The following is a 23,713-nucleotide window of genomic DNA, read 5'->3' as shown; positions in this document are numbered from 1 at the left end:
TAGGCAGGACCTACCGGTTTCAGACGAGCGCCGGTGTGTCGGCTGCGCGCACGATGTCGTTGACGTGCGTGGCGATCTGCGCGCCCGCCACACCATAGATATGCAGCGAGACGGCAGGTGCGTCGCTGCAATTGCCGAGGCGATGAATGCCGCCCCTGCCGCCGCGTACAAACGACACGGCTCCGGTATTGCGCGCCTGGGTGCGGGTGGCGCTTGCACAGTGCTGCGCGCCATTCCATTCGAAGACCGTTTCGCTCAGCCTGCCGTCGATCACGGCGTAGCCGCACCACGTGTGGTGCGCATGCACGGGGCTTGCCTGGTGCGGCTGCCACACCAGCGCGGCAATCGCATAGCGGCCGTGCGGATCGGCGGCCAGTAGATGGCGCCGGTAATTTTCAGCAGAGCCTTCACGTTGCGCCGACGTGAGCAAATCGGGATTCGCCGCGGCTTCGGCCAGCGCGATGCGCATGCTGCGCGCGAAGAAGGTCGAATCCGACGGTTCGGGAAATTTCACGCAGGCTTCGAACATGGCGTCGAGTGCGTCGCACAGGTTCGCGAGCGGCGCGGTGTGGTGCGCGCGCGAGGGCGTTTCATGCGCTCCGGCAAACTGTGCGGCATGGGTAGAGGAACGGGCGACGGGTGTTGAACGGAGGTCTTGGCTCATGATCGCGGCGCAGCGGCATGGCTGCTTATCGGCTACTTTTGGATAGACATATTTATACCGGTTTGCCCGGAGAAAGAGTTTCCATATAATTCCCCTTGCAGTCTTAAAAGTAGAATAATTTCCTATGGGGGTTTGAAGATGGGAATGGATATCATCGATCGCAAGCTGCTCGAGCTGTTGCAGGAAGACGCAACCATGCCGATCGCCGAACTGGCGCAGCGCGTGAATCTGTCGCAAACACCGTGCTGGAAGCGGCTGCAGCGCCTGAAAGAGACGGGCGTGATTCGCGCCCAGGTGGCGCTGTGCGATGCGCGCAAGTTAGGCGTGGGCACCACCGTATTCGTCGCGGTGCGCACCAACGAGCACACCGAGGCCTGGGCGCAGACCTTTACGCGCGCGGTGCGGGAGATCCCGGAGGTGGTGGAGGTGTACCGGATGAGCGGCGAAACCGACTACCTGCTGCGCGTGGTGGTGTCAGATATCGACGACTACGATCGCGTCTACAAGCAGTTGATCGCCGCCGTGCCGCTATACGACGTGAGTTCGAGTTTCGCGATGGAACAGATCAAGTATTCGACGGCGCTGCCGGTGCGGCCGGCGGCGGTGGTGGAGGGGCGCTGACTGCAAGCCGTGTGCAAGCTCAGTGGGCGTAGAATGCCGCCTTCCCAGACACTATCCGCGACTGCCTCGCGAACCGAGCCCGCCTCATGAACAAACCGCCGCGCAAGAAGAACCCGACCTTTGGCATTGCTGTTTTCATCGTGGTCGCGGTACTGCTGGTGATCGCCACGCTCTTCTATAACGCCATCACGGAAAAGCGCGATTTCGATCGCCAGAACGAGCCGGCGCCGACGATTTCATCGGATGCGGCGGCTGCTGCGGCTGCGGCTACCGCAGCGAAGCCCGCAAGCGGCGCCGCGCAATAAGACGACCCGAGCGCTTCACTCGTCCGGCAGGCGAATGACGCTCGCATCCTTGCGAATCTGCGCCGAGGCCGTCAGCATCTGCTTGCATTGATGGGCGAGCAATTTCATGTCATGCACGGCGTCCGCCGGGTGGTCCGGCGATTTCTCCGTCTCGACCACCATCGCATCCAACTCACGCGACAATTGTTTGATCTGCTCGGCCTGATCGGCGGGCGGGGCGCTGCCGGCTTCGGCTTCGGTCAGATTGTCGCGGACCGTGCTCAGGGCGCGTTGCAAGGGCTGCAGTGAGACGTTGTCAGCCCGCTGCGCGGAGGTGCGCAGCAACGGCGCCGCCACCGTGATCTGCGAGGCGAGCACGTGGCTGCGCACCAGCAGATCATTCAATTCCGGCACGAACTTCTGCGCGGACTTCGGTTCGAGCATCATGCGCTGGAATGCCTGACCCAGATTGGCAAACGCCACGTGGACGTTCTTGCGCGCGAGCCGGTAGCGGTAATCGCGATCGAGCGCTGTTGCAGCGGCTGCGGCGGCAGGGGATGCCCCGCCGACCGGCTTGGCGGTCGGGTTGCTGATCGTGGTGGTGCCGGCGCCGCTTGCACTGGTGGTCGCCCCCGTGCTTGCTGCGCCAGCAGTTGCGCCGGCTTTGAGAGCCGCGTTGCCGCCCGCGTTCGCTCCTGCGTTGGCCACCGCGAGCGCCGGTGCGCCGAGTTCGATCGCCGGATCCGCCATCGCCGCGGCGGGCGCGAACGCACCGGCCTCTGTCACCGTAGCGACCACCGCTGCGGCCGGCTTGCCGCTCCACCACCAGCTCGCTTCCAGGTATTGCCGCGTCGCATTGATCATGTTGTTGACGAGCTTGCCCATCAACCGGTATTCCCAGTAGGGGAACAGATGGCTCGCCGCAATGGCGATCGCGCAGCCCACCACCGTATCGATTGCGCGCTCGCCGATGATGCGCATGCTGCCCGGCGCGAGCAGATGGAACATGAGCAGCACATACGAGGACGTGAACACCACGCTCGCCGTGTAATTGAACAGTAGCAGGCTGTAGCTCATCACCATCGAGGCGAACATCACCACCAGCAGGATGTGCGGCTCCTTGACGAAGATCATCAACGCGATACTCGCCGCGCAGCCGATCAGCGTACCGACTATCCGCTGCCCGTTACGCTGCTTGGTCAGCGAATAGCCTGGCTTCAGGATGATGACGGTGGTCATCACGATCCAGTATGCGTTGGTGAGCGGCAGCAGGCGGCCGAGCCAGAAACCCACGGCCACCGCGATCGTCACGCGCAGCGCATGGCGGAAGCTCGGCGAGGCCATCGTCAGATTCGAGAAGATCTGCCCGAATGGCACTCGGCGGCTCGAGACGAAGCGGGAGAGCGCCTTGTCGAGCCGCAGTTCGGTCTCGGTCGCGCTTGGATCGCTCGACAGGCTTTGGTGCATCCTGTCGATCAGGCGCGTGGCGCTCCAGATGCGCCGGAAGGTGGACGAGACCGCCGAATAAGCCTCAGGATTTTTGGCAGCCAGGTCCTGCTTGCGCATCAGTTCGATCTCGAACTCGATGGCGCGCAATTCGGCCTTTACATTGATGCGCGTACGCGCCGGCTGGTTTTGCAGCACCGCAAGTCCGATTTCTTCGAGATCGGCCGCGGATTTGCGAATCAGATCGCGGTAGAACACCAGCAGGTCGGAGCCGCCAAACGTGGTTCGCACCAGCGAGTAGTCCACGTGCGTGCCGACAAACAGCTCGTGCAGATCGACGGTATTGATGAACAGATTGAACAGCATGGCCCGGCGCGGTTCGAGCCGGCCGGCTTTCAGCTTGGGCAGATTGCGCAGCACGATATCGCGCGCGGCGTCCTGACGTTCGACGGCGGTAATCTGCTTGTCGACCAGATTGCGATAGCACTCGTCGAGATCGTTATTGAGATCGTAGAAGGCGGCGCGCGCGAGCAGATAGTCCGCGCACGCGAACACGCTTTCGGCAAGCGCCTGCTGTTCGATGCGGTGCATCATCCAGCGGCTCACGAAGGTCGACCAGTACGTGTACCAGAGACCGCCCACCAGAATCCACGACGCATTGACGAGCGCCTGCATGGGCGTGAAATGCTCTTCCAGCGTCATGATCATCATGAACAGCGTGGCGAAGCTGATCTGCGGCCAGCGGTTGCCATACACGACGATCAAGGAGAGCACGAACGTGAGCGGCACGACTGTGCACCACAGGGCCACGGGGTTGACCGTGGCGATGCCGGTGGCGAGCGCGGACAGGAAGCCGATCACCGTGCACGCCAGCATCTCGTTGTGCTTGTACTTGAGCGGGCCCGGCATATCGACCACACAGGCGCCGAGTGCGCCGGTCGCGATCGTGAAGCCGAGTTCGCGGTCGTGAAATACGATCAAACACAATATGGCCGGTAATGACACGCCGACTGCGATGCGCAGGCCGCCATAGAAGTACTGGCTGTAGAGGAATTTTTTTATTTCAACCGAATAGCGCATCGACTGCCTGGATTCCATTCACTGAGAAAACGCGGTTGAACAGGCCGACCCGGGCCGACCCCAAACTGCCGTCGAGTCTAACTGATTTTGAACCTGATCTGACCTCGTCCATTCGGCCAGGTTCTGCCCTGGGAGCGCGTTTGTTATGCTGTCGCTTCAATGTCTGTCGCGGCCCGGGCGTTCCGCTCGCGTCGCCTGCTTTCCCAGGATCCATGCTCCAACTCTTCTACTCGAACCGCTACGAAACCCTTGTCGGCGCGCTGCTCGACGACCTGGCGCAGGCGCCGTCCGATCCCTGGACCGCGCAGCCTGTGATCGTCCCGAGCGCGGCGGTGCGGCGGCGGCTCGAGCTCGACATCGCGGCGCGCCAGGGAATCTGCGCGAATGTCAATTTTGGTTACCTCGCGCAGTGGTTGTGGGCGCAAATCGGCGGCGTGATCGAAGTGCCCAAGCATTCGCCATTCGCGCCGGACCGGCTCGTCTGGCGCTGCTACCGGTTGCTGGGGGAGGCGGATGAAGCATTGCCGTGGAATGCGTCGCCGCGTCTGCGTACTTATCTCGATGCGGCGGATGCATCGATGCGCTATGAACTGGCGCGGCGCGTCGCGACGGTGCTCGACCACTATCTGACTTATCGCCCGGAATGGCTGCTGCAATGGCAGAAGGGCGGTTCGATTTTCGCGAGCGGCGCGGCGGATGACAAGGGGCCGCGTCTCGTTGGCGCAAGTGAAGCGGCCCGTGAGGACGAGCGTTGGCAAGCCGCGCTGTGGCGTGCCGTGCTCGCCGAAGTAGCGGGCGACGCGCAAACGCCTGCAGCCGCCTTACCGCCCGCTTATCGCTTTCTCGAGGAAATCGGCACGCTCGATCTCGAAGCCATCTCGAACGCACAGTGGCCTGAAGCCGTTAGCGTATTCGCGTTGCCGACCATGCCGCCGCTGCACGTCGCTTTGCTGCGCGCACTGTCGCGCTGGGTCGACGTGCGTCTGTATGTGATGAACCCGTGCCGTGAATTCTGGTTCGACGTCGTCAGTGCGGGCCGCGTCGAAGCGCTCGATGTTGCTGGTCAGCTCGACTATCAGGAAGTGGGTCATCCGCTGCTAGCCGAATGGGGCCGTCAGACCCAGGCGCAACTGCATATGCTGCACGAGCTGACTGAGAGCGCCGCATCCGGCGAGACAGGCGACTTCACCGAGAATCCGGAACCGAGCTGGCTCGCCTCTGTGCAGAACGGCATCCTCGATCTGCGGGCAGAAACGGGAACAGGCGCGGACACGGACGAATTGCCGATCGAAAACGGTATTGAAGTCCATGTGTGTCACAGCCTGTCGCGGCAGCTCGAAGTGCTGCACGACCGCCTGCTTGGCTGGTTCGATGAGTTCGACGATCTGCAGCCGTCCGATGTGCTCGTTGCCGTGTCCGATCTCGCCGCCGCCGGGCCGTTGATTGATGCGGTATTCGGCACCGCGCCGCCTGGCGATACTCGCCGCATTCCGTATCGGATTACCGGCTTGCCGCCTTCGCAGGCCAATCCGGTCGCGCGTTTGCTGCTCGATTGGCTGGCCTTGCCTGAGCGTAGCGTGGGTGCGCCGGATCTGATCGAATGGTTGCGGGTCGATGCGATCGCCGCGCGTTACGGGATCGATGCCAGTGCGCTTGAAGCTGCGCAGGAATGGCTCGCGGCAGCCGGTGCGCGTCGCGGGCTGGTGCCTGGCGAGCCGACGGGCGAGCACGTGCCTGTCGAGCGTCATACGTTTGCGGATGCGCTGACCCGTCTGTACCTTGGCTATGCGATGCCGGATGGCGGCGAGCCGGTCGATGCCTGGCTGCCCGTTGAAGGCGCTGATGGTTCGGACGCGGAGCTTCTCGGCCGCTTGTCGCGTTTCGTCGACGATATCGAAACCTTCGCGCAGCGCTGCTCGGTCGAGCAGACGCCCGCCGAATGGACGCAACTGCTGCTCGAAACGCTTGCGCAGTGTTTCGACGGCGGCGTGGCGTTTGCCGATTCGCTGGCGGCAGTACGCGACGCGATCGACAAGATGGGCGACGCGATGCAAGCGGGCGCGCAAGATGTCGTGCTGCCGGCCGCCGTGGTGCGCGGCGCGCTCACCGAGGCGCTCGACGACCCGGCGCGCGGCGGCGTGCCTTGGGGCAGCGTGACGTTTTCGTCGCTGACCAGCTTGCGCGGTTTGCCGTATCGCATCGTCTGCCTGCTCGGCATGGATGACGGCGTGCTGCCGAGTCTCGCCCGCGCGGACGAATTCGACCTGATGGCCGCGTTCGGCAAAGCAGGCGACCGGCAGCGCCGCGACGACGAACGCAATCTGTTTCTCGATCTGCTGCTGGCCGCGCGCGACCGGCTGTTCATCGCCTATACCGGCCGCAGCATTCGCGACAATGCGCCGTTGCCGCCGGCCGCGCTGGTCGATGAATTGCTCGACCACCTCGCGCAAGTGTCGGCGGGGGAAGGGGCGAGTCCCGCGGAGATCGAAGCCGCACGGCATGCGTTCATCATTGATCATCCGCTGCAGGCGTTCGCGTCGGACTATTTCTCGTCGCAGCGCGGTCTTTTCACTTACGACGTGGATCGCGCGGAACTGGCCAGTTTGCTGGCCGCGCCGCAGCATCCGGCCGCCGCGCCGTTCTTCGATCAACCCTTGCCGCCCGAAGAGACGGCCTCAGTCGCATTCGACGAATTCGTGCGCTTCTGGCGTCATCCGGCGCGTGCGTTGTTGCGCGACCGTTTGGGGATCGTGTTGTCGGATGCGCAGGGTGAATTGCTCGACACCGAACCGTTCGAACTCGATTGGGCCGGACGGGATGCGCTGGCGGAGCGGCTCTTGCCGGTACTGCTGGACAGCGAGATCAAAGACGACGACAGCATGTTCGAGCGCGTGCGCCGCGTCGCCGCGGCCAGTCCCGAACTGCCGGGTGGCGCGACCGGCGCGGTATGGCGCTCGCGCGAACTCGGCGCGCTGCGACAGCTCGCCGACAGCGTGCGCCGCGAAGTCGCCTCGGGTGTGGAACGGTTGCCGTTCGTGCTGGATATCGTGCCGCGTTGGCCTCACAGCGCTGACATTGCAGATACGCTTTTCGGCTCGCATGACGCCGCACTGCGCAAAGCGGCCGAAACACCGTTGCAACTGCATGGCACCTTGAATTTGCTGACCGAAACAGGACAAGTGATTTTCCGCTACGCCAAGCCTACTGCGCGCGACTATCTATCGGCGTGGCTTGCGCATCTGGTCTATTGCGCGGCGCTGCCGAACGGCCCACGCCGTACGGTTTGGCATGGCAGTGGCGAGAGCTTCGAGTTCACGCCGGTCGCCGCGCCACTCGATGAGCTGGCGCCGCTTGCGGCGTTGTTCAGAGCAGGGCGCATGCTGCCGCTGCGCTTTTTCCCGAAGAGCGCGTGGGTGAAGGTCAGCGAAAGCGATTCCGCGGCGCAGGGCGTGTGGATCAATGATCGGGTGCGCGGCGAATCAGATGACCCTGCCTTGCGCATCGCGCTGCGCGGCACGCCGCTTTCGCTCGACGAACCGTTCGGCAGTCTTGCCTCGATCGTGTTCAAGCCGCTCGTGCAGCATCTGCGGAGCGCGTCATGAGCGGCGCCGTTCACCATCACGCACTGGTCGCGGAAGAGCTCGACGTCTTCGCCTGTTCGCTCGACGGCGTCAATCAGATCGAGGCGTCGGCGGGAACCGGCAAGACCTGGAACATTTGCGCGTTGTACGTGCGTCTGCTGCTCGAAAAGAACCTGAACGCGGATCAGATTCTCGTCGTGACCTTTACCAAGGCGGCGACCGCAGAGTTGCACGAGCGGATTCGCGGGCGGCTCGCGGAACTGGACCGGGCTATCGATACGGACGACGACGGCGGCGATCCGTTCATCCAGCGTCTCTTTGAAACGACGCTGGCGCCGGAGCGCGGCATCGATCGCGAGACCGCATTGAAGGTCGTCCGCCGCGCACTGCGCACGTTCGACCAGGCCGCGATTCACACCATCCACGCGTTCTGTCAGCGTGCGTTGCAGGAGGCGCCGTTCGCCGCGGCCATGCCGTTCGCCTTCGAAATGGAAGCCGACGATGCGGCCTTGCGTTTCGAAATGGCGGCCGATTTCTGGCGCGAGCAGGTGGAACCGGTGGCCTACGCGCATCCTGCGTTTGCCGCATGGCTGGTGGCCAAACGCGCCGGTCCCGCGTCGCTCGATGAGCAACTCGCGCGGCGCCTGAAGAAGCCGTTGGCGCAGTTGCGCTGGGGCCAGCTCGATTCAGCTGGAAACAATGCCGATCCGCAGACGGGTTTCGATGCGGCCTGCGCGATGTGGCAGGCGGAGCGCGACGCGATCGTCAGTCTGCTTGGACAAGCGCAGGACCGTCTGAGCAAGACCTCGCACAAGCCTGAACTCGTGAGCGCCGCGATTGCCGCGTGGACCGAATATTTCGCTCAGGGCGATTGCCATGCGCCGCCGCCCAAGGCTGCCTTGAAACTGACGGCGTCGGCGTTGAAGAAGGCGACCAAGGTCAAGTTCGAACCGCCCGAGCATCCGTTCTTCGAGCACGCCGAGGCGCTATCTGCCGCCGTGATCGCAGCCGAAGCCGCGCAACGCGCGCGCTGGCTTTCGCTCGTCGAAACCTGGCTCGACTACGCGCCCGCCGAACTGATAGCGCGCAAACGCACGCGCCGGGTGGTGTCGTTCGACGATCTGCTGTCCAACCTGTATCGCGCGCTCGCGGCCAACCCGTGGCTGGCCGATGCTTTGCGCACGCGTTATCCGGCCGCACTGATCGACGAGTTTCAGGATACCGATCCGTTGCAGTTCGCGATCTTCAGCCGTATCTTCGCGCCGGCTGGTCCGCTGTTTCTGGTCGGCGATCCGAAGCAGGCGATCTACAGTTTTCGCGCGGCGGATTTGCATACTTATCTGGCGGCGCGTGAGGCGGCTTCGGCGTGCTACACGCTTGCGGTCAATCAGCGTTCGACCGCGCCGATCGTCGAGGCCTGCAACCGGCTGTTCGAAGCCAATCCACAGGCGTTCGTGCTCGACGGTCTCGGCTATCAGCCGGTGCGGGCTGGCGAGCGGCGTCGTCCGCCGTTCTCCGAACCGGATGCAAACGCGGGGGACTTCCGCATCTGGACTTTGCCGCAAGGCGACGCCGCGTTGACCAAACGCGAAGCGCAGCGCGCGGCGAGCGAAGCCTGCGCCGCCGAGATCGTGCGGCTCCTGCGCGGCGCACGCGAAGGTTCGGTGACGATCGGTGATGCGCCGCTTGCGCCAGGCAACATCGCAGTGCTTGTGCAAACTCATAAGCAGGGCAGTCTGATCAAGCGTGTGCTGGCGTCGTGGGGTGTGGGCAGCGTGGAACTGGCGCAGGCCTCGGTGTTCGCGACGCTCGACGCTGAGCAGATTGAACGCGTGCTGGCCGCAGTTGATACGCCGGGCGATCTGCGTCGTTTGCGCGCCGCGCTCGCTACTGATTGGCTTGGCCTCGACGCGGCCGCGCTGTGGCGCCTGGAGCAGGTCGCCGACGCACCGGCGCCGGCCGACGATCCCGCACATGCCGCGGACGCGATGGGTTGGGTCGAACGTTTCTCGCGCTATCGCACGCTATGGCACGAGCGCGGTTTCGCTTTGATGTGGCGCACGCTGATGCGCGAACTGCGCGTCGCGCAGCGTTTGGTGGCCGGGCCGGATGGCGAGCGCCGTCTGACGAATGTGAATCATCTGGCCGAACTCGTGCAGGCGCGTGCCGCCACGCAGCCCGGCATCGCGCCGACCTTGCGTTGGCTCGCCGCGCAACGCACGCAAGGTGGCGGCGAAGACGCGCAATTGCGGCTCGAGTCGGATCGCAACCTTGTGCAGATCGTCACCGTGCACAAATCGAAAGGGCTGGAATATGCGGTCGTGTTCTGTCCGTTTCTGAACGACGGTGCGCTGCGCGAGCCGCCATCCTCCGGCTTGCCCGATGCACGCGAATATCACGACGAAACCGGCGGCGCGGTATTGCATTACGGTTGCGACGACGAGGAAGCCGAACGCGCCTCACGTTACGCGGCGCGCGAACAGGCGGCGGAACGGGCACGGCTCGTCTACGTTGCGTTGACGCGCGCGGTGTACCGTTGCTATCTCGTCGCAGGGACTTATCTTTCGTCGCGCTCCACCAAGGAGTCGCGGCGCAGCGTGCTGAACTGGCTGGTGGGTGGCAACGGTCACAGCTTCGACGATTGGCTCACCGATCCACCCGACGAAGCCGCTTTGTCATCATCGTGGCAGGCGCTGGCGGGCGGTCCGATCACGCTGCAGGCATTGCCGAAAGTGGAGCGCCGTGCGCCCTTGGAAAGCCTCCAGGACAGCGGCGCGCGGATGCAGGCGCGCGCCAATCGGCGGCCGTTGCGTGACCAGTGGCGCATGGCCAGCTTCAGCGGCTTGATCGCCGCCGGCAGCAAAGCGGAGGAGGCGCATACGCCGCTGGAAGAGGTACGCCCCGATCACGACGAGATCGCCGACGCGCTAACGCCGATGCCATTAGCGGTGCCGCAAGCGCCGTCCTACGCGGAGGACGACATTTTCGCGTTTCCACGCGGCGCGGCGGCGGGCGAGTGTCTGCACCGCATGTTCGAGCTCGCGGATTTCACCGATCCGCAGACATGGCCGGACGCCATCCGGGGCGCGTTGCGCGAGCGTCCGGCGCCGGCAGTGCCCGAACTCGCGGCACGCTTGCCCGCCATGATGCATAACCTGATCGCGGACGTGGTGAGCACCGAGCTTGTGCCCGGCATGGCGCTCGCCAGGTTGAATCCGCGGCACCGTCTGAACGAACTCGAATTTCTGTTTGCCGCGCCTTCGCTCGATTTTCCGGCGTTGCGCGAGTTGCTGATCGAACACGGCTATCCCGACGTTGCGCTGGAACCCGGCATGTTGCGCGGTTTCGTCAAAGGATTTATCGACATGATCGTCGAGCATGACGGACGCTTCTGGATCGTCGACTGGAAGTCGAACCATCTGGGCGACACCGCTACCGACTACGCCGCGGCGCCGCTCGAAGCGGCCATGGCGGGCCACGCTTATCACTTGCAGGCGCTGCTTTATACGGTGGCGCTGCATCGCTATCTGAAAACACGGGTACGCGATTATGCGTACGACACGCACATCGGCGGCTATCTCTATCTGTTCGTGCGCGGGGTTCGTCCGCAGTGGCGTGACGCCGATGGAGCGGCCGGCGTGCATATGCGGCGGCCTGCATTCGAACTCGTGGCGCTGCTCGACGCGGCAATGATTGGAGGTGTCGCATGAGCACGTTCGAGCGGAACTCTTCCGCGCCGCCGGAGCTCGACGACATCGGGGTGAATCTGCCCGCGCCGGCCGATTTCAGCACCGCGCTCGCCGAAGGGTTCGCGCGCCGCATCGGCACGTTGGCGCGGCGTGGCGGCGCCTCGGGCGAGGCTGTGAAGTGGGCCGCGCGGGCCGCCTTTGCCGCGAGCCGTGCGACTGCCGAAGGGCACGTGTGCCTGCCGCTGGCGGTGCTGGCGCGACGCTTCGATGCATCGAGCGCGGAAGTGCGTGCAGCGCTGTTCGCCAGCGGCATGGCTAGCGACGGGTCACAAAGTGCGGCGGCGTTGCGGCCGCTGGTGGTCGATGGGCAAGGGCGGCTGTATCTGGCGCGCTACTACGACTATGAGCGGCGTCTTGCGCGTTCGCTGGTTGCGCACGCGAGTGCAAATGCAGGCGCCAGTGCAGGCGTAGACACGGACGCTACCGCTCAAACGTTGCACGAACGTCTGTTGCGCTACTTCGGCCTCCCGCAGGACGATGAAGTCGACTGGCAACGTGTCGCGGCAGTCATGGCGCTGTCCGGGCGCTTGACCATCGTCAGCGGCGGCCCAGGTACCGGCAAGACGACGACGGTGGTCGGCGTGCTCGCCTGTTTGCTCGATGCGCGGGCCGATCTGCGAATTGCATTGGCGGCGCCCACTGGCAAAGCCGCGCAACGCATGCAGGAAGCCTTGCTCGCCCGTGCCGGCGATTTGCCGCCCGAACTCGCCGCGCGCTTGCCGCAGACGTCGTACACCTTGCATCGGTTGCTTGGTTCAGGGCCGGGTGCGCGCTTCCGGCATCATCGCGACAACCCGCTGCCTTACGACGTCGTCGTGATCGACGAGGCTTCGATGATCGACGTGGCGATGGCGGCGCATCTGCTCGACGCCATTGCGCCGCAGACGCGTCTCGTGATGCTGGGTGACAAGGACCAGCTCGCTGCCGTCGAGGCCGGTGCGGTGTTCGCCGAGCTCAGCGCGCGGCCTGCTTTTACGGAGAACGGACTGCAGAGGATTGCTGAGGCGCTGGGCATCGAATCGGCGCGGTTGTCGGATGCACTGCCGGATGCATCGAGCGGCTTCGACGAAGAGCCTGACGATTTTTTCACGCAAACGGGTGCGCCAAACGATTTCGATACGCAGCCTGACGATTTGTTCGTCTCAGCACCGCCTTCGCCCGCCCAAAACCCGCTCGCCGACTGCGTCGTCTGGCTCGAGCGCAACTATCGATTCGGCCTCGAATCGCCCATCGGCCGTTTGTCGCTCGCGATTCGCAACGGTGCGGCCGGCGCGGCCCTCGAAGTCCTGCGCATCGATCCGGCCGAACCCTGCGCAGCGGCGCTGTACGAAGATACGCATGCGACGCTCACCGATCGCACAATCGCGCGACTCGCCGTAGGTTTTGCCCCGTACGCGGATGCGCTCGCCGAAGCACTGGCCGCCGATACACCGGACCCGTTGCCGCTGTTCGACGCGCTGAACCGTTTTCGAATTCTGTGCGCGACCCGCTCGGGGCCGCGCGGCGTCGATCAGGTGAATGCCGCAATGGCCGCACAGGTGCGGCGCGCAGCGGGTGTGACGCTGGCCGTAGGCGCGCAGTGGTTCGCTGGACGCCCCGTCATGGTGACGCGCAACGATTACGCGCTCGGTCTGTTCAACGGCGACATCGGCATTGCGCTGCCGGGTGCGGGCGGTGCGTTGCGCGTGTATTTCCGTACCGGCGACGGCGGTCTGCGTGCTGTATCGCCTGCTGCACTGCCGCCGCACGATACGGCATTCGCGCTCACGGTTCATAAGTCGCAAGGCTCGGAGTTCCAGCATGCGGTGTTGATGTTGCCGTCGGTGTTCAGCCGCGTGCTGTCGCGAGAGCTCGTCTACACGGCGATTACCCGTGCACGTGAGCGTGTGGAAGTGATTGGCGCGCGCGCCGTGCTGGCGCAGGCCATCGCGACGCCGACGCAGCGTGATTCAGGTCTAGCCGCGCGAATTGCGGAGGCGTGCCGCGTCGCCTAGCGGGATCGTGTGGGCGAGGCACGTATTCGTTCGCGAGCTCAGCAAGGAGTCAGTGCGATTCAGGCAGTCCGTGTGGCGCAGGCAGGCGAGGCAACTTGGGCAGCTAAGCAGCCGGGCAGCCAACCCCTCAGCCCGTGATCCCGCCCGGCTGCACGCGCGCCTCGACCCGGCTGGGCATGGTCTTGCGATACCACACCGTCCACAGCGTCAAGGCGCCGTAAATGCCATAGCCGACGAACGGCGAGACCACCAAAAAGCGCTCGATGGGCCAGGTGAGCGCCATCCAGGCACGCAGCGCCGTTTCACCTGTCAGGCCGACGCCCCATACGAGCGTCATGAGCCGCATTGCGCTGACGAGAGCAGGCCGCTCGCGCCACAAGGCTTCAAAGCGCTCGGCGCCGCCTTCCATTTCACGGGCGACGGTGGCGCGCGCGAGATAGAAGATCAGCGGACGGCGCATCGGCAACGACAGCAGAAACACCACGCCCACCGCGCCGGACACGAGCGACTCCCGCAGCAGCAACATGCGGGGACTGCCGCCCAGCGCCATCGCCGCGACCGACAGCACGATGCCCGCCACGACCATGATGCTGAGCGCGTCGACGCGTCGAAAGCGCACCAGTTCGATCAGGCTCCAGACGATCGGCGGCACGGCGGACGCGATCAGCGCGCCGGTCTCGCCAAGGTGCGGCAGCGCGAACCGGTAGGCAAGCCATGGCAGCAGAAAGTTGACAGCCAGTTCCAGCACAAAACCCGGACGGAGTTTCATATTAATTTACGCTGTAAGCGAAAACCGCAGTATCGATGAACCGGCCGTGTCGATGCAAATAGTTTTTCGCATCGGCAGCCGCGGCCGATAGTCCGTAGTCGGTATTCGACTTTGCTCTGTGTACACTTGCGTCTCTAGCTCAATCCCATCATGACATCCCGTTATCCGATCCCGCCAAACGAAATCGAATTGACCGCAGTGCGCGCCCAAGGAGCGGGCGGCCAGAACGTCAACAAGGTCTCGAGCGCCATCCATCTGCGTTTCGACGTGCACGCTTCGTCGTTACCGGAAGTGCTGAAGATGCGCCTGCTCGCGCTGTCCGATCATCGGCTTACGCGCGACGGCGTGGTGATCATCAAGGCGCAGCAGCATCGCACTCAGGAGATGAACCGCGCGGCGGCGCTGGCGCGGCTCGACGAGCTGATCGAAAGCGTTAGCGTGACGCGCAAGCCGCGTGTCGCGACCCGGCCGACGCGCGCGTCTAATCGGCGTCGCCTCGACAGCAAGGCCAAGCGCAGTGAGATCAAATCCGGTCGCGGGCGGGTTGAGGATTGACGGGATTAAAGGGATTTAAGGCGGCAGGGCCGAGGCGCTAAATCCCGGCAGAGCGACAAAAGTGCCCTCTGAGGCACCCTGAGAATTTCTCGACAACGCGCGCAAGCCTACAGTTGCACGCGTTCAGCGTTTGCCCCCGCGTCGGGCAGAACGCGTATCGGCCGGCGACGTCATCGGCACAAAATCGACGCACAGCACATGCGTGCCCTCACGCTCGAATGCGATTGCCGCGGTATAGCAGTCCTGGCCGTCCGCGAGCGAGTAGTGCGGCCCCATCATAGCGACGCGTCCTGGCGCGGCGAGCGCGTGCTTGAAATACGCGCGCCGCGACCAGTTGCTACGCGTATCGGTGTAGAGCGGCGCGAGCCGCAGCGGAGGCGGCGGCAGCGAGACGGCCGAGACCGACGCTTGCGTCTGTTCGCCTTGGCCGTCGGTGACGAACACGCGGCGTGCTTCGGGCAGATGCCACACCTTTTGCGCCGCCTGCCGCAGATCGCCGGTGGCTTTGAAGGTGTCAGAAGCGGCGAGCACGGCTTCGGCGAAGCCTTCGAAACCGAGCCGCTGGTGGCCGGCATGGGCCTGTTCGTAGGCGGCGAATTTGCTCCACATCGACTCGATCAACGCCGGCACTTTGGCGCACGCCGCCTGCACCGAACCCTTCGGCTGGCCGAGCCAGAAACCTTGCACGAAATCGACGTCGGCCTGCATCAGGATCATCAACTCTTCGTCGGTTTCGACACCTTCGGCCAGCACCAGCGTACCGGACTGGTGGAGCATCGCGATCAGATGGCTGATCATCGAATCGTCGCCTTCACGCTTGCCCGCGCGCGCGACCAGCGAACGGTCGAGTTTCACGATGTCGGGGCGAAAGCGCCACACGCGGTCGAAGTTCGAAAAACCGGTGCCGAAGTCGTCGATCGCAATCAGGAAGTCGCGCGGCTGCGACGCCGCGAGCATGCTGGCGACAGCGGATTCATCGTCGGCAGGTTGTTCAAGTACTTCGATGACGATGCGCTCCTGCGCCAAGCCGAAGTGCGCCGAGAGCTCGTCGATAAAGGTGCGCTGCGGCCAGCCGGTTTCGAACACCTGCGGACGCGTATTCAGAAACAGCCAGCCGGTGCTGATTCCCTGTTCCATGAAATTCGCCACGTGCAGGCAGCGTGCGATGCGATCGAGCTCGCGTGCGTCGGCGGCCGAGCGCGTGCCGGAGAAGAGCACTTCCGGCGATACCGGCAAGCCGACCGGATCGAACGCGCGCAGCAGACCCTCGTAGCCGACCACGCACTGATGCGTGACGGACAGCACCGGCTGGAACACGCTGTGCAGGGTTAGCGCGCGCCACGTCGCGGTCCAGCCGGACTCGTCCCGGACCAGATGCGGGAGCAGGCCGCTAAGGGTCAATTCGCTGACGGTCGGCATAAGGGCAGGCATGAGTGCGGGCATAGTGACATCGCGGCAAGCGGGTGACGGGGCGCGCGGACAGATTTAACGCGCAACGGATGCACAGCCCAGGCGCCGGCAGGGTAAGGCGGGCACAGCCCGGGAACGCGGAGAGCAATGCCAGCCATGCTGGGCTCCGGCGGGATTAGTCAAAACCAGTCTAGCAGTTCGAACTTCGCGTGAATGTGCGGGTTATCACAGACGCGGGATGTGGCCGGGCGCCCGGTAAACCGGCCGTGGCACGGTGGCCGGCCCCGGTCCTGTGGGCGTTTGGCGTGGGTTTCGCACTCATTTGCCGCGCGCAGGATCGACCGTTCGAATGCAATCAATCATGCGTATGAAACCGAGGGTAGCAGGGCGGTGAGTGGCCGCCCGCCAAACTCCAGGCAAGGACGGTGCTCAGACATTTTGCGTCCGCGGAAGGCTTTGTTTCAGGGTAATCCCGGCGCGGCTGCAGGAGCCTGCCCGGTGCGCCCGAGCGCCTGCAGGATTGGCGGGCGCCGGGTATGCTGCTGCTTTTCCTGAACAAACGGAGTACAGGCATGACGGAAATAGCGGTGGTCGCAATCTCGCTGGCAAAGCCGGGTTTTGAAGAGCAATTGCGCGAAGCGGCAGAAGGCATCGTTGGGCCCACGCGCAAAGAGCAGGGTGCGCTTCAATACGATCTGCACCGTGACGTGCAGGAGCCGCGCCGGTTCGTGTTTGTCGAGCGTTGGGAAAGCCAGGAAGCGCTGGCGGCGCATGCAAAATCCGCGCACATTGCCGCTTATAAGAAAACGGTGGCGGATTGGGTCGAACACGCGGAAATTCGCGTCTTGTCGAAGATCGCGTAAGCGTTCAAAGGGCGAAAAGCGGGGGCGAAAAGCGGGAGATCTCTGAAGGTCCAACCCGGAAAGTCGAATGACGGCGAGTGAGCTGCCAGGCCGGATCCGGCCTGCGCGGTACTCGCCGTTTATCTTTAGTGCGTGGCTTGCGGGACGTCGAGGATCAGGATGATGGTCCAGTCGGCATCGCCGTCGTGGTGATACTGACGTTCCGCGACAATGAACGGCTGCTGCTTGCCGTCCGGGCCAAGAAACAGCACGTCGCCTTCCATCGGCAGGCACTCGACGGGCGGCAGCGCGAGGAACGCTTCCTGACCGCCGCGCGGCATCAGTTTTTCGATTTTGCGAGATGCTGCTTCAGTCCATTCGATATCTAGCTGGATGTTGCTCATGCTGTCCTCCGCACCAAGGTGCGCACAGGTTAGGGGGAGTCCGGCAGGCGCCGGTCGGTGCGCGACTTTAGCATAACGTCGGCCGGCCGCAGCGGGCCTGCGGCGAGTCCATTAGACAACAAAAAAGCCGAAACCGGCGGTGCCGGCTTCGGCTTTTCACCTTCGCGGCGAGGCCGCAGGTGATGCTGTCAAACTGCGCTTACGAACTGGCGGCTTCGGCCTTGGCGGCCTTCTTGTGATGGTGCGGGGCCATCTTGTGATGTTTCTCCGGCATAGGCGCGCTTTCCATTGCTTGCTGGCGGTTTTGCAAATCTTGCGCGCGCTGCTCGACGTCGGCGGCCTTGGCCGGATCGGTGCTCATCATGACGCCGTTGTCCTGCGCATAGGCCGCGCCTGTTACGGCACTGAGGGAAACCAGGATCGCCAGGGACACTTTCTTCATTGTTACCTCCGCAGAGTGGTAATGGACCCGAGTATTTGCCTGTCCAATCGGAAAGACAATGCATTCTAGCCAGCAATATCCGCTCCAGCGGACGTTTTGTAACTACAGTGACAATTGGTTACACCTTGTTACGTTCGGTCCACAGTCGCTGTCGACGACGATCTCATTTCGAACTCGACAATGCGTTGGCGGCACAAAGAATATTCGCATCTCTAAATAAATTGCTTTGTCAGGAATCGCGAGATTCAGAACCATCCGATTGCACGATAGACGTGAAATTGCGCGATTCCAATCAGTTCGTGCAGTGCAATCTCTGCATTCACCAGATTGTCATAGCGCGGCAGTACACCGGGATCTGTGTGCAGCGCGCTCGAGATCAGCGGCTGTGGCGTGAGGCCGAAACGATGGAAGTCGAGCAATGCGCGCGGCATCTGATAGGCGGAGGTGACGAGTATCAGGGAATCGTAACCTGACCGGCCGAGAATAGCAGAGACGTTGCGCGCATTTTCGTAGGTCGTGCGGCTGGTGTTTTCCAGCACGATGTCCGCACGCGGCACCTGGCGGCGCAGCAGGTAGGGCAGGTAGGTATCCGCTTCGGTTGCGCTATGCCGCTGCGGATTGCCCCCGCTCACGATAACCTGACACGTGGCGGCCGTACGCTTGCAGGCTGCGTAGTTTTCCGCGCTCGCGGCGATGCGCGCGAGCACGTCACGCGGTGGCACGAGCACATCGTCATCGCCGTAAATGGTGCCGCCGCCGAGCATGATTATCGCGGTGCGCGGCGCGAAGCGGGCGGGCGTGTCGGTCTGCCGATGCGGCTGCGCCAATTCCAGCAATGGAGCCGTGAGCCAGCCGGCGGCGAGCAGCCAGAACAGGGCGATCGCGCCTATGGCGAGCGGTCGGCGGGCGCGTTTCCACAGCACGATTGCTGCAAAAAAAAGCGCTAATAAAGTGAATAGAATCAATTTAAATGGGGTAACGTATGACTTTCGGGACAAATCTATGGGCCTGCCATCGCGCCGCAGCGGTTGCATCGTCGGCCCGTAGACAGAACGCTAACATGGTGTTCAGACGGGGGTTCCGAAAACGAGACCAGGGCAGCACCTGGCGGAATTCGACCGCATGAAAGCGGCCAGTTTCCAGCCAAGGGCGGGTGCTATGCGCGTCACTGGTGGCGCGGTGACGTGTTGGGCATAGATGTGTCATAGCTGCACTTTAAGAAAGAAGTGAGATGACCACGTATTCCAACGAAGCGGTACTTGAAGCGCTGCGGCGGGCGCAATATCGCCAGGTCCCATGGGCCAGACGACCGGGTGTCTTCCAATATCTTCGCGCGCTAGGCTTGATGGACACTGTTCGGCAGCGCACCGTCGCACCGGCTCCGGGCTTTCACGCACCGGTCGATATTGCCGTGCTCACCGACCGCGGCAGAGCCGAGTTCGCGAGGCTTGCGCACGACGAACGCCTGTTGAGCTGGACCGCACAGCGAATGAACGACTACGTCGTCGCGACAGCCGAAGCGCGGCCCACAGCCGCTCTCGAAGCCCGGCCTTAAGGGCGCGGGCGAAAGGCGCTGGCGCTGTATTTCCCGGCCGCTCCACGCGGCTGGTGGTGATTCCATTGCTTCGCTTTATTGGCTGGCTGGTGCGCCTGATACAGTGCGTGCCGCTCGCCTGTTGGCGCAAAAAAAAGCCCGTATCGCAAGGATACGGGCGTACCGGAATTACTACTGCCACGCTGTGCTAATGGCGTTGAATCAGACTGGCGCATTGGCCGGTGGTTCCCTGATCGTTCAATTCGCCATGCAGCGCGTTGTCTTGCAGCGACGATGGGCGCCGGCTATATCGAACAATGGCGGCGAACAACAGCGGCAATCCCAAGTGATTTGACACACGCACACGCCGAGCCGGTCATCGGCGCGGCGGCGCATCATGCCTAGCGGCGGCGTGCAGGGTCGTCACGCGGCGGTTCAGGCCGCGTGCGCACATTGCTCGCGATATCGCCGCGCAAGTCGCCACGGGGCGCAGGCGGCGTGAAGTCGCGGTTGCGTGTTCCGCTTTGCTGCCAGGCTTCGATGGTGGCTGTGTGATCCGGCCGCCAGTTCCACCCTTGTGGGCGCTGCTGTGCGAGCGCCGGTGCGGCCATTGATGAAACGACAATGCCGCACAGAAGCAGTGACATTGGTTTCATGCTGAGCTCCCGTCAAGCCGATCGACTCAAGGCCTGTTTGCATACATATAAGGTATGCCGAGTGGCGAAAGCACGCTGTAAGCAATAGTAAATGGATGTTTCACCAGCAATCATCGGCTCGCTTCAGGCGTCTGAAGCGAGCCGAAAATGACGGCGAAGAAACGGGAGGGGACGACTCAGCTGGGCGCGCCGAAGAGCGGTGCCCATTGCAGGTCGGACGGGCGTCGAAAGACGGCGCACGGCGGCCCAGATACACGCCGGGCGCCCGCAGGCGCCCGGAGGCAAAACAATTCGCGTCAGGCCATCTTGACCGGCGCGCGCCACGATTCCGGATTGGTCCAGAACGCGCCACGCAGACGGTCGCGGCTCGGCGGTGCCGGCGGTTTCGCGGCGGTTGCGCCAATGCGGCCGCGCAGCGAAATTTCACGGCCGCTCGTGCCGAGTCGCTTAACTATTTCGGCGAGCGTACCATCGGCTTGCCATTCGTCGAAGCGACGGCGGCAAGTCGGCGGCGACGGATAGCGGCCCGGCAGTTTGGACCAGCCTTCTCCAGTCGACAGCACCCAAAGCACGGCATTGACTACTGCGCGCGCTTCCACGCGTGGTCGACCACGACGTTCGCTCCGTGCTGGCTCCGCACAGAACAACGCCTCGACCAGCGCCCACTCGTTGTCTCTCAAATCGTCGAACAGCATCATGTTTCACCTCAGCGAAGCTAACTCCGGTGCGCTGCCCCGCGCCGCGCACTCTCCATGCACTCGATAGGCGAGTGCCAAGGGGGGTCGGGCTTGCCACGATCTGCTATTCAGTCAGTAGTCATGGCGCCGACCCTGTGTGCATGTAAATGCAGGAAGTGTGCCAACTTGATCCAACTACCTGAAAGCCCTGTGACAGCGGGCCAGCGCGGGCGCTAGCTAGGGGCGTATAAGAATCCAAAAAACCCATCTCGCAAATCGGGACAATCACCAATCTTGTGCAATCAAGCCCGTCCAGCGTGCGTTTGCGCCTTATTGCTGCGCTGCAGCGTTAGCACTAAATGCGAATGTGGTGCGGCATTTCGCCATACAATGCGCATCAAACTGGGTTATTGATGAGGCTGGTAAATGAATGTGACGCTGCGTCAGCTAAGGGTTTTCATTGAGGTCGCCCGTTTGCAGAGCTTTAGTCGGGCCGGCGATGAAATCGGTCTGACGCAATCGGCGGTCAGCCGCTGCGTACGCGAACTGGAAGGGGAGATCGGTCTGAAGCTGATCGACCGGACCACGCGCGAGGTGCAGTTGACGGATGTCGGCGGCAACCTGGTGTCGAGCGTGTCGCGGCTGCTGACGGATCTGGACGACGCCTTGCGCGAGATCCGCGAAATCGGCGAGCAACGCCGCGGACGGGTGGTGGTGGCCGCGAGCCCGACGATCGCCTGCCGGTTGATGCCTGGCGTGGTGGCGTCGTGCGGACGCCAGTTTCCCTACATCACCTTGGGTCTGCGCGACGACGTGCAAAGCGACGTGGTGCGCAAGGTGAAGTCGGGTGAAGTCGATTTCGGCGTGATCATCGGCCCATTTTCCGCCGATGACCTGCTGAGCGAATCGCTGATGACTGATTCGTTTTGCGTCGTTTCACGCGAAGACCACCCCCTGGCGGCACATAAGCAGGTGGCATGGACCGACCTTGAGGGCCAGCAGCTCGTCATGCTCGATTACGCGTCAGGTAGCCGCCCGATCATCGATGCCGTGATGCAGGAGTACGGCGTAAGCGCCACCGTGGTGCAGGAGTTGGGGCATTCCGCGACCGTTTTTGGGCTGGTCGAGGCGGGCGTGGGCGTGAGCGTGCTGCCCTGGCTGGCCTTGCCGTTGCCGGCTGGCGCCTCGCTGGTGGCGCGGCCGCTCGTGCCGCGCGCCGAGCGCACTGTGGAACTGGTACGGCGGCGCGACCGTTCGCTGTCGCCGGCGGCGGAGGCGGTGTGGAGTCTGATTCGTCAATTGCCGGCGCGGGCTGAGGATTTGGGCTGATGACTTTGGCTGTGCCGCTTGACTCGGTGACGTCGCCGGCGACTCCGCCGTCCCAAAAGCCGGCGCCGCGCTAAACTGTCGCCTCCCTTGGCGTCAGCCTCGACCCATTACCCGTCCATCACTGTCTGGAAGTCTCGATGAGCGAAACGGATCTGCCCGTGCCCTCCGTCCCCAACGCGCGCGACGCCGTGCGCGCACTGCGTCCTTCACAGATCCGGGAAGTCGCGAACGCCGGTTTCGGCGTTGCGGACGTGTTGCCGTTCTGGTTCGGCGAGTCCGACCGGGTGACCCCGGCTTTCATCCGCGACGCCGCTAGCGCCGCATTGGCTGCCGGCGCCACTTTCTATACGCATAACCTGGGCATCGCGCCGTTGCGCGCGGCGCTCGCGGACTACGTCAGCGCGTTGCACGGGCCGACGTCGTCCGATCACATTGCAGTGACGAGCGCCGGCGTCAACGCGCTGATGCTGGCCGCGCAGCTGGTGGTGGGCGCGGGCGACCGCGTTGTCGCGGTCACGCCGCTGTGGCCGAATCTGGTCGAGATTCCCAAGATTCTGGGCGCACATGTAGAAACCGTCGCGCTGGGCTACGGTGAGCGCGGCTGGCAACTCGATCTCGAACAGTTGCTGGCGGCGCTGACGCCGGACACGAAGATGCTGCTGATCAACTCGCCGAACAATCCGACCGGCTGGGTGATGAGCCGCGACGAGCAGCGCGCCGTGCTGGCGCATTGCCGCCGCCACGGTATCTGGATCGTCGCCGACGAAGTCTACGAGCGTCTTTATTACGCGGATCCTGAAGCTGGCGTTGAGAGTGCCCATTCGCGCACGGCGCCGTCGTTTCTCGATCTCGCCACGCGCGACGAACGTGTGATCTGCGTGAATTCGTTTTCCAAGGCGTGGCTGATGACCGGTTGGCGGCTCGGCTGGATCGTCGCGCCGGCCTCGCTGATGGACGATCTGGGCAAGCTGGTCGAATACAACACCTCGTGTGCACCGGCTTTCGTCCAGCAGGCGGGCATCGCGGCCGTCCAGCAGGGCGAGCGCTTCACGCAGGAACTGGTGCTCGACCTGAAGGCATCGCGCGACCATCTGGTGCGGGCGCTGTCCGCGGTGCCGGGTGTCGACGTGAAGGCGCCGCCCGGGGCGATGTATGTGTTTTTCTCGATGCCGGGCGCGTCGCGCAGTCTCGAGCTATGCAAAGCCATGGTGCGCGAAGTGGGCCTGGGCGTGGCGCCCGGCAGCGCGTTTGGTCCGCAAGGCGAGGGTTTCGTGCGCTGGTGCTATGCCTGCGACACGGCGCGGCTGGACGCGGGTGTCGAGCGTCTGAAGCGTTTCCTCGCGCAGCACGGCTCGCATTGAGGCGCGGCGGAAAGGGCGCTTGGCGTGACTGAAGGGCCCGTAAGGTTCCAATTAAGGGTCCATTTCAGTCCGATTCTCGTGCATTTCCGCCTGGTTTTCCGCGAAAGCACGCAGCTTGGGGCGCCGCTTAAAAATGCGCCGGGGATTTCGTCTTTACGCACTGGTTGTTTTTGCGTAATATGGCGCTCAGTCACGCGATTCCTTTCAGGAATATCGCTGCTCCGTCCGGCTGGGTTTGGCTCGATTGCCTGTTTCGCCTCCCCCCGGTGCGTGCTCCCATCAATATGACCGATCAGAATCGGGCGAGCGCGTCTT

General features: G+C 63.7%; 18 protein-coding genes and 1 pseudogene. 10 read left to right on the top strand and 9 right to left on the bottom strand.

The features are described from left to right. Window positions 1-19: 19 nt before the first annotated feature. Complete coding sequence (locus tag M0D68_RS23670; protein ID WP_234487808.1) at window positions 20-529, bottom strand: cysteine dioxygenase family protein; 510 nt, start codon at window positions 527-529, stop codon at window positions 20-22. Between the two features lie 273 nt (window positions 530-802). Between M0D68_RS23670 and M0D68_RS23665 the strand changes: the two genes are divergently transcribed. Both M0D68_RS23665 and M0D68_RS23660 read left to right on the top strand, forming a co-directional pair. After that, complete coding sequence (locus M0D68_RS23665; protein WP_093632431.1) at window positions 803-1,285, top strand: Lrp/AsnC family transcriptional regulator; 483 nt, start codon at window positions 803-805, stop codon at window positions 1,283-1,285. Window positions 1,286-1,371: 86 nt separating this feature from the next. Then, window positions 1,372-1,590, top strand: coding sequence for a hypothetical protein (locus M0D68_RS23660; protein ID WP_093632432.1), 219 nt, complete (start codon window positions 1,372-1,374; stop codon window positions 1,588-1,590). A gap of 15 nt (window positions 1,591-1,605) precedes the next feature. Here M0D68_RS23660 and M0D68_RS23655 read toward each other — a convergent pair whose 3' ends face one another. Continuing rightward, on the bottom strand, window positions 1,606-4,095 hold the full coding sequence (locus tag M0D68_RS23655) for an FUSC family protein (protein ID WP_266225509.1): 2,490 nt from the start codon (window positions 4,093-4,095) through the stop codon (window positions 1,606-1,608). Window positions 4,096-4,307: 212 nt separating this feature from the next. On the opposite strand from M0D68_RS23655, the gene recC reads away from it, so the two are divergent. The 3 genes from recC to M0D68_RS23640 are packed head-to-tail and all read left to right on the top strand — an operon-like array spanning window position 4,308 to window position 13,419. After that, a complete protein-coding gene (gene recC, locus M0D68_RS23650) occupies window positions 4,308-7,697 on the top strand; it encodes an exodeoxyribonuclease V subunit gamma (RefSeq protein ID WP_266225507.1) in 3,390 nt (1,129 codons plus the stop codon). Then, window positions 7,694-11,386, top strand: coding sequence for an exodeoxyribonuclease V subunit beta (gene recB, locus M0D68_RS23645; RefSeq protein WP_266225505.1), 3,693 nt, complete (start codon window positions 7,694-7,696; stop codon window positions 11,384-11,386). The genes recC and recB overlap by 4 nt, the downstream gene beginning before the upstream one ends. After that, entirely contained in the window at window positions 11,383-13,419 is a 2,037-nt protein-coding gene (locus M0D68_RS23640; protein WP_266225504.1) for an AAA family ATPase, read from the top strand. Before recB ends, M0D68_RS23640 begins: the two co-directional genes overlap by 4 nt. A gap of 127 nt (window positions 13,420-13,546) precedes the next feature. On the opposite strand, the gene M0D68_RS23635 is transcribed toward M0D68_RS23640, so the two are convergent. After that, a complete protein-coding gene (locus tag M0D68_RS23635; protein ID WP_266211610.1) occupies window positions 13,547-14,188 on the bottom strand; it encodes a VC0807 family protein in 642 nt (213 codons plus the stop codon). Window positions 14,189-14,338: 150 nt separating this feature from the next. Between M0D68_RS23635 and arfB the strand changes: the two genes are divergently transcribed. Next, window positions 14,339-14,743: an alternative ribosome rescue aminoacyl-tRNA hydrolase ArfB gene (arfB, locus tag M0D68_RS23630; protein ID WP_054034662.1), complete on the top strand. Its 405-nt coding sequence runs from the start codon at window positions 14,339-14,341 to the stop codon at window positions 14,741-14,743. A gap of 123 nt (window positions 14,744-14,866) precedes the next feature. On the opposite strand, the gene M0D68_RS23625 is transcribed toward arfB, so the two are convergent. After that, window positions 14,867-16,186 (bottom strand): EAL domain-containing protein, encoded by a 1,320-nt coding sequence (locus M0D68_RS23625; RefSeq protein WP_266225503.1) that lies wholly within the window; start codon window positions 16,184-16,186, stop codon window positions 14,867-14,869. Window positions 16,187-16,725: 539 nt separating this feature from the next. Here M0D68_RS23625 and M0D68_RS23620 point away from each other — a divergent pair. After that, entirely contained in the window at window positions 16,726-17,016 is a 291-nt protein-coding gene (locus M0D68_RS23620; RefSeq protein WP_200652430.1) for a putative quinol monooxygenase, read from the top strand. A 125-nt stretch (window positions 17,017-17,141) separates the two neighbouring features. Here M0D68_RS23620 and M0D68_RS23615 read toward each other — a convergent pair whose 3' ends face one another. The 3 genes from M0D68_RS23615 to M0D68_RS23605 form a co-directional block, all read right to left on the bottom strand. Then, window positions 17,142-17,399, bottom strand: coding sequence for a hypothetical protein (locus M0D68_RS23615; RefSeq protein WP_007182306.1), 258 nt, complete (start codon window positions 17,397-17,399; stop codon window positions 17,142-17,144). A gap of 199 nt (window positions 17,400-17,598) precedes the next feature. Beyond that, window positions 17,599-17,841 carry a hypothetical protein gene (locus tag M0D68_RS23610; protein WP_093632441.1) on the bottom strand — a complete coding sequence of 81 codons (243 nt, stop codon included), beginning with the start codon at window positions 17,839-17,841 and terminating at the stop codon, window positions 17,599-17,601. A 245-nt stretch (window positions 17,842-18,086) separates the two neighbouring features. After that, on the bottom strand, window positions 18,087-18,875 hold the full coding sequence (locus M0D68_RS23605; RefSeq protein WP_093632444.1) for a YdcF family protein: 789 nt from the start codon (window positions 18,873-18,875) through the stop codon (window positions 18,087-18,089). 197 nt (window positions 18,876-19,072) lie between these two features. Here M0D68_RS23605 and M0D68_RS23600 point away from each other — a divergent pair, with 197 nt between their 5' ends. Beyond that, the gene (locus tag M0D68_RS23600) at window positions 19,073-19,396 is read left to right on the top strand and encodes a hypothetical protein (protein ID WP_054034659.1); all 324 of its coding nucleotides are present in this window, start codon (window positions 19,073-19,075) and stop codon (window positions 19,394-19,396) included. A 380-nt stretch (window positions 19,397-19,776) separates the two neighbouring features. Here the strand turns inward: M0D68_RS23600 and M0D68_RS23595 are convergent, their stop codons facing one another. Together M0D68_RS23595 and M0D68_RS23590 are read right to left on the bottom strand one after the other, a co-directional pair. Beyond that, on the bottom strand, window positions 19,777-20,031 hold the full coding sequence (locus M0D68_RS23595) for a hypothetical protein (protein ID WP_093632446.1): 255 nt from the start codon (window positions 20,029-20,031) through the stop codon (window positions 19,777-19,779). 308 nt (window positions 20,032-20,339) lie between these two features. Next, a pseudogene (locus M0D68_RS23590) lies at window positions 20,340-20,726 on the bottom strand (transposase); the annotation flags it as partial. Window positions 20,727-21,134: 408 nt separating this feature from the next. On the opposite strand from M0D68_RS23590, the gene M0D68_RS23585 reads away from it, so the two are divergent. Continuing rightward, complete coding sequence (locus M0D68_RS23585) at window positions 21,135-22,037, top strand: LysR family transcriptional regulator (RefSeq protein ID WP_093632447.1); 903 nt, start codon at window positions 21,135-21,137, stop codon at window positions 22,035-22,037. A gap of 137 nt (window positions 22,038-22,174) precedes the next feature. Continuing rightward, a complete protein-coding gene (locus tag M0D68_RS23580; RefSeq protein ID WP_266225502.1) occupies window positions 22,175-23,398 on the top strand; it encodes a pyridoxal phosphate-dependent aminotransferase in 1,224 nt (407 codons plus the stop codon). The last annotated feature ends 315 nt before the right edge of the window (window positions 23,399-23,713 follow it).

Source organism: Paraburkholderia sp. SEWSISQ10-3 4, from assembly GCF_030464785.1.
GTDB lineage: Bacteria > Pseudomonadota > Gammaproteobacteria > Burkholderiales > Burkholderiaceae > Paraburkholderia > Paraburkholderia aspalathi.
This window is presented reverse-complemented; position numbering and strand designations above follow the sequence as displayed.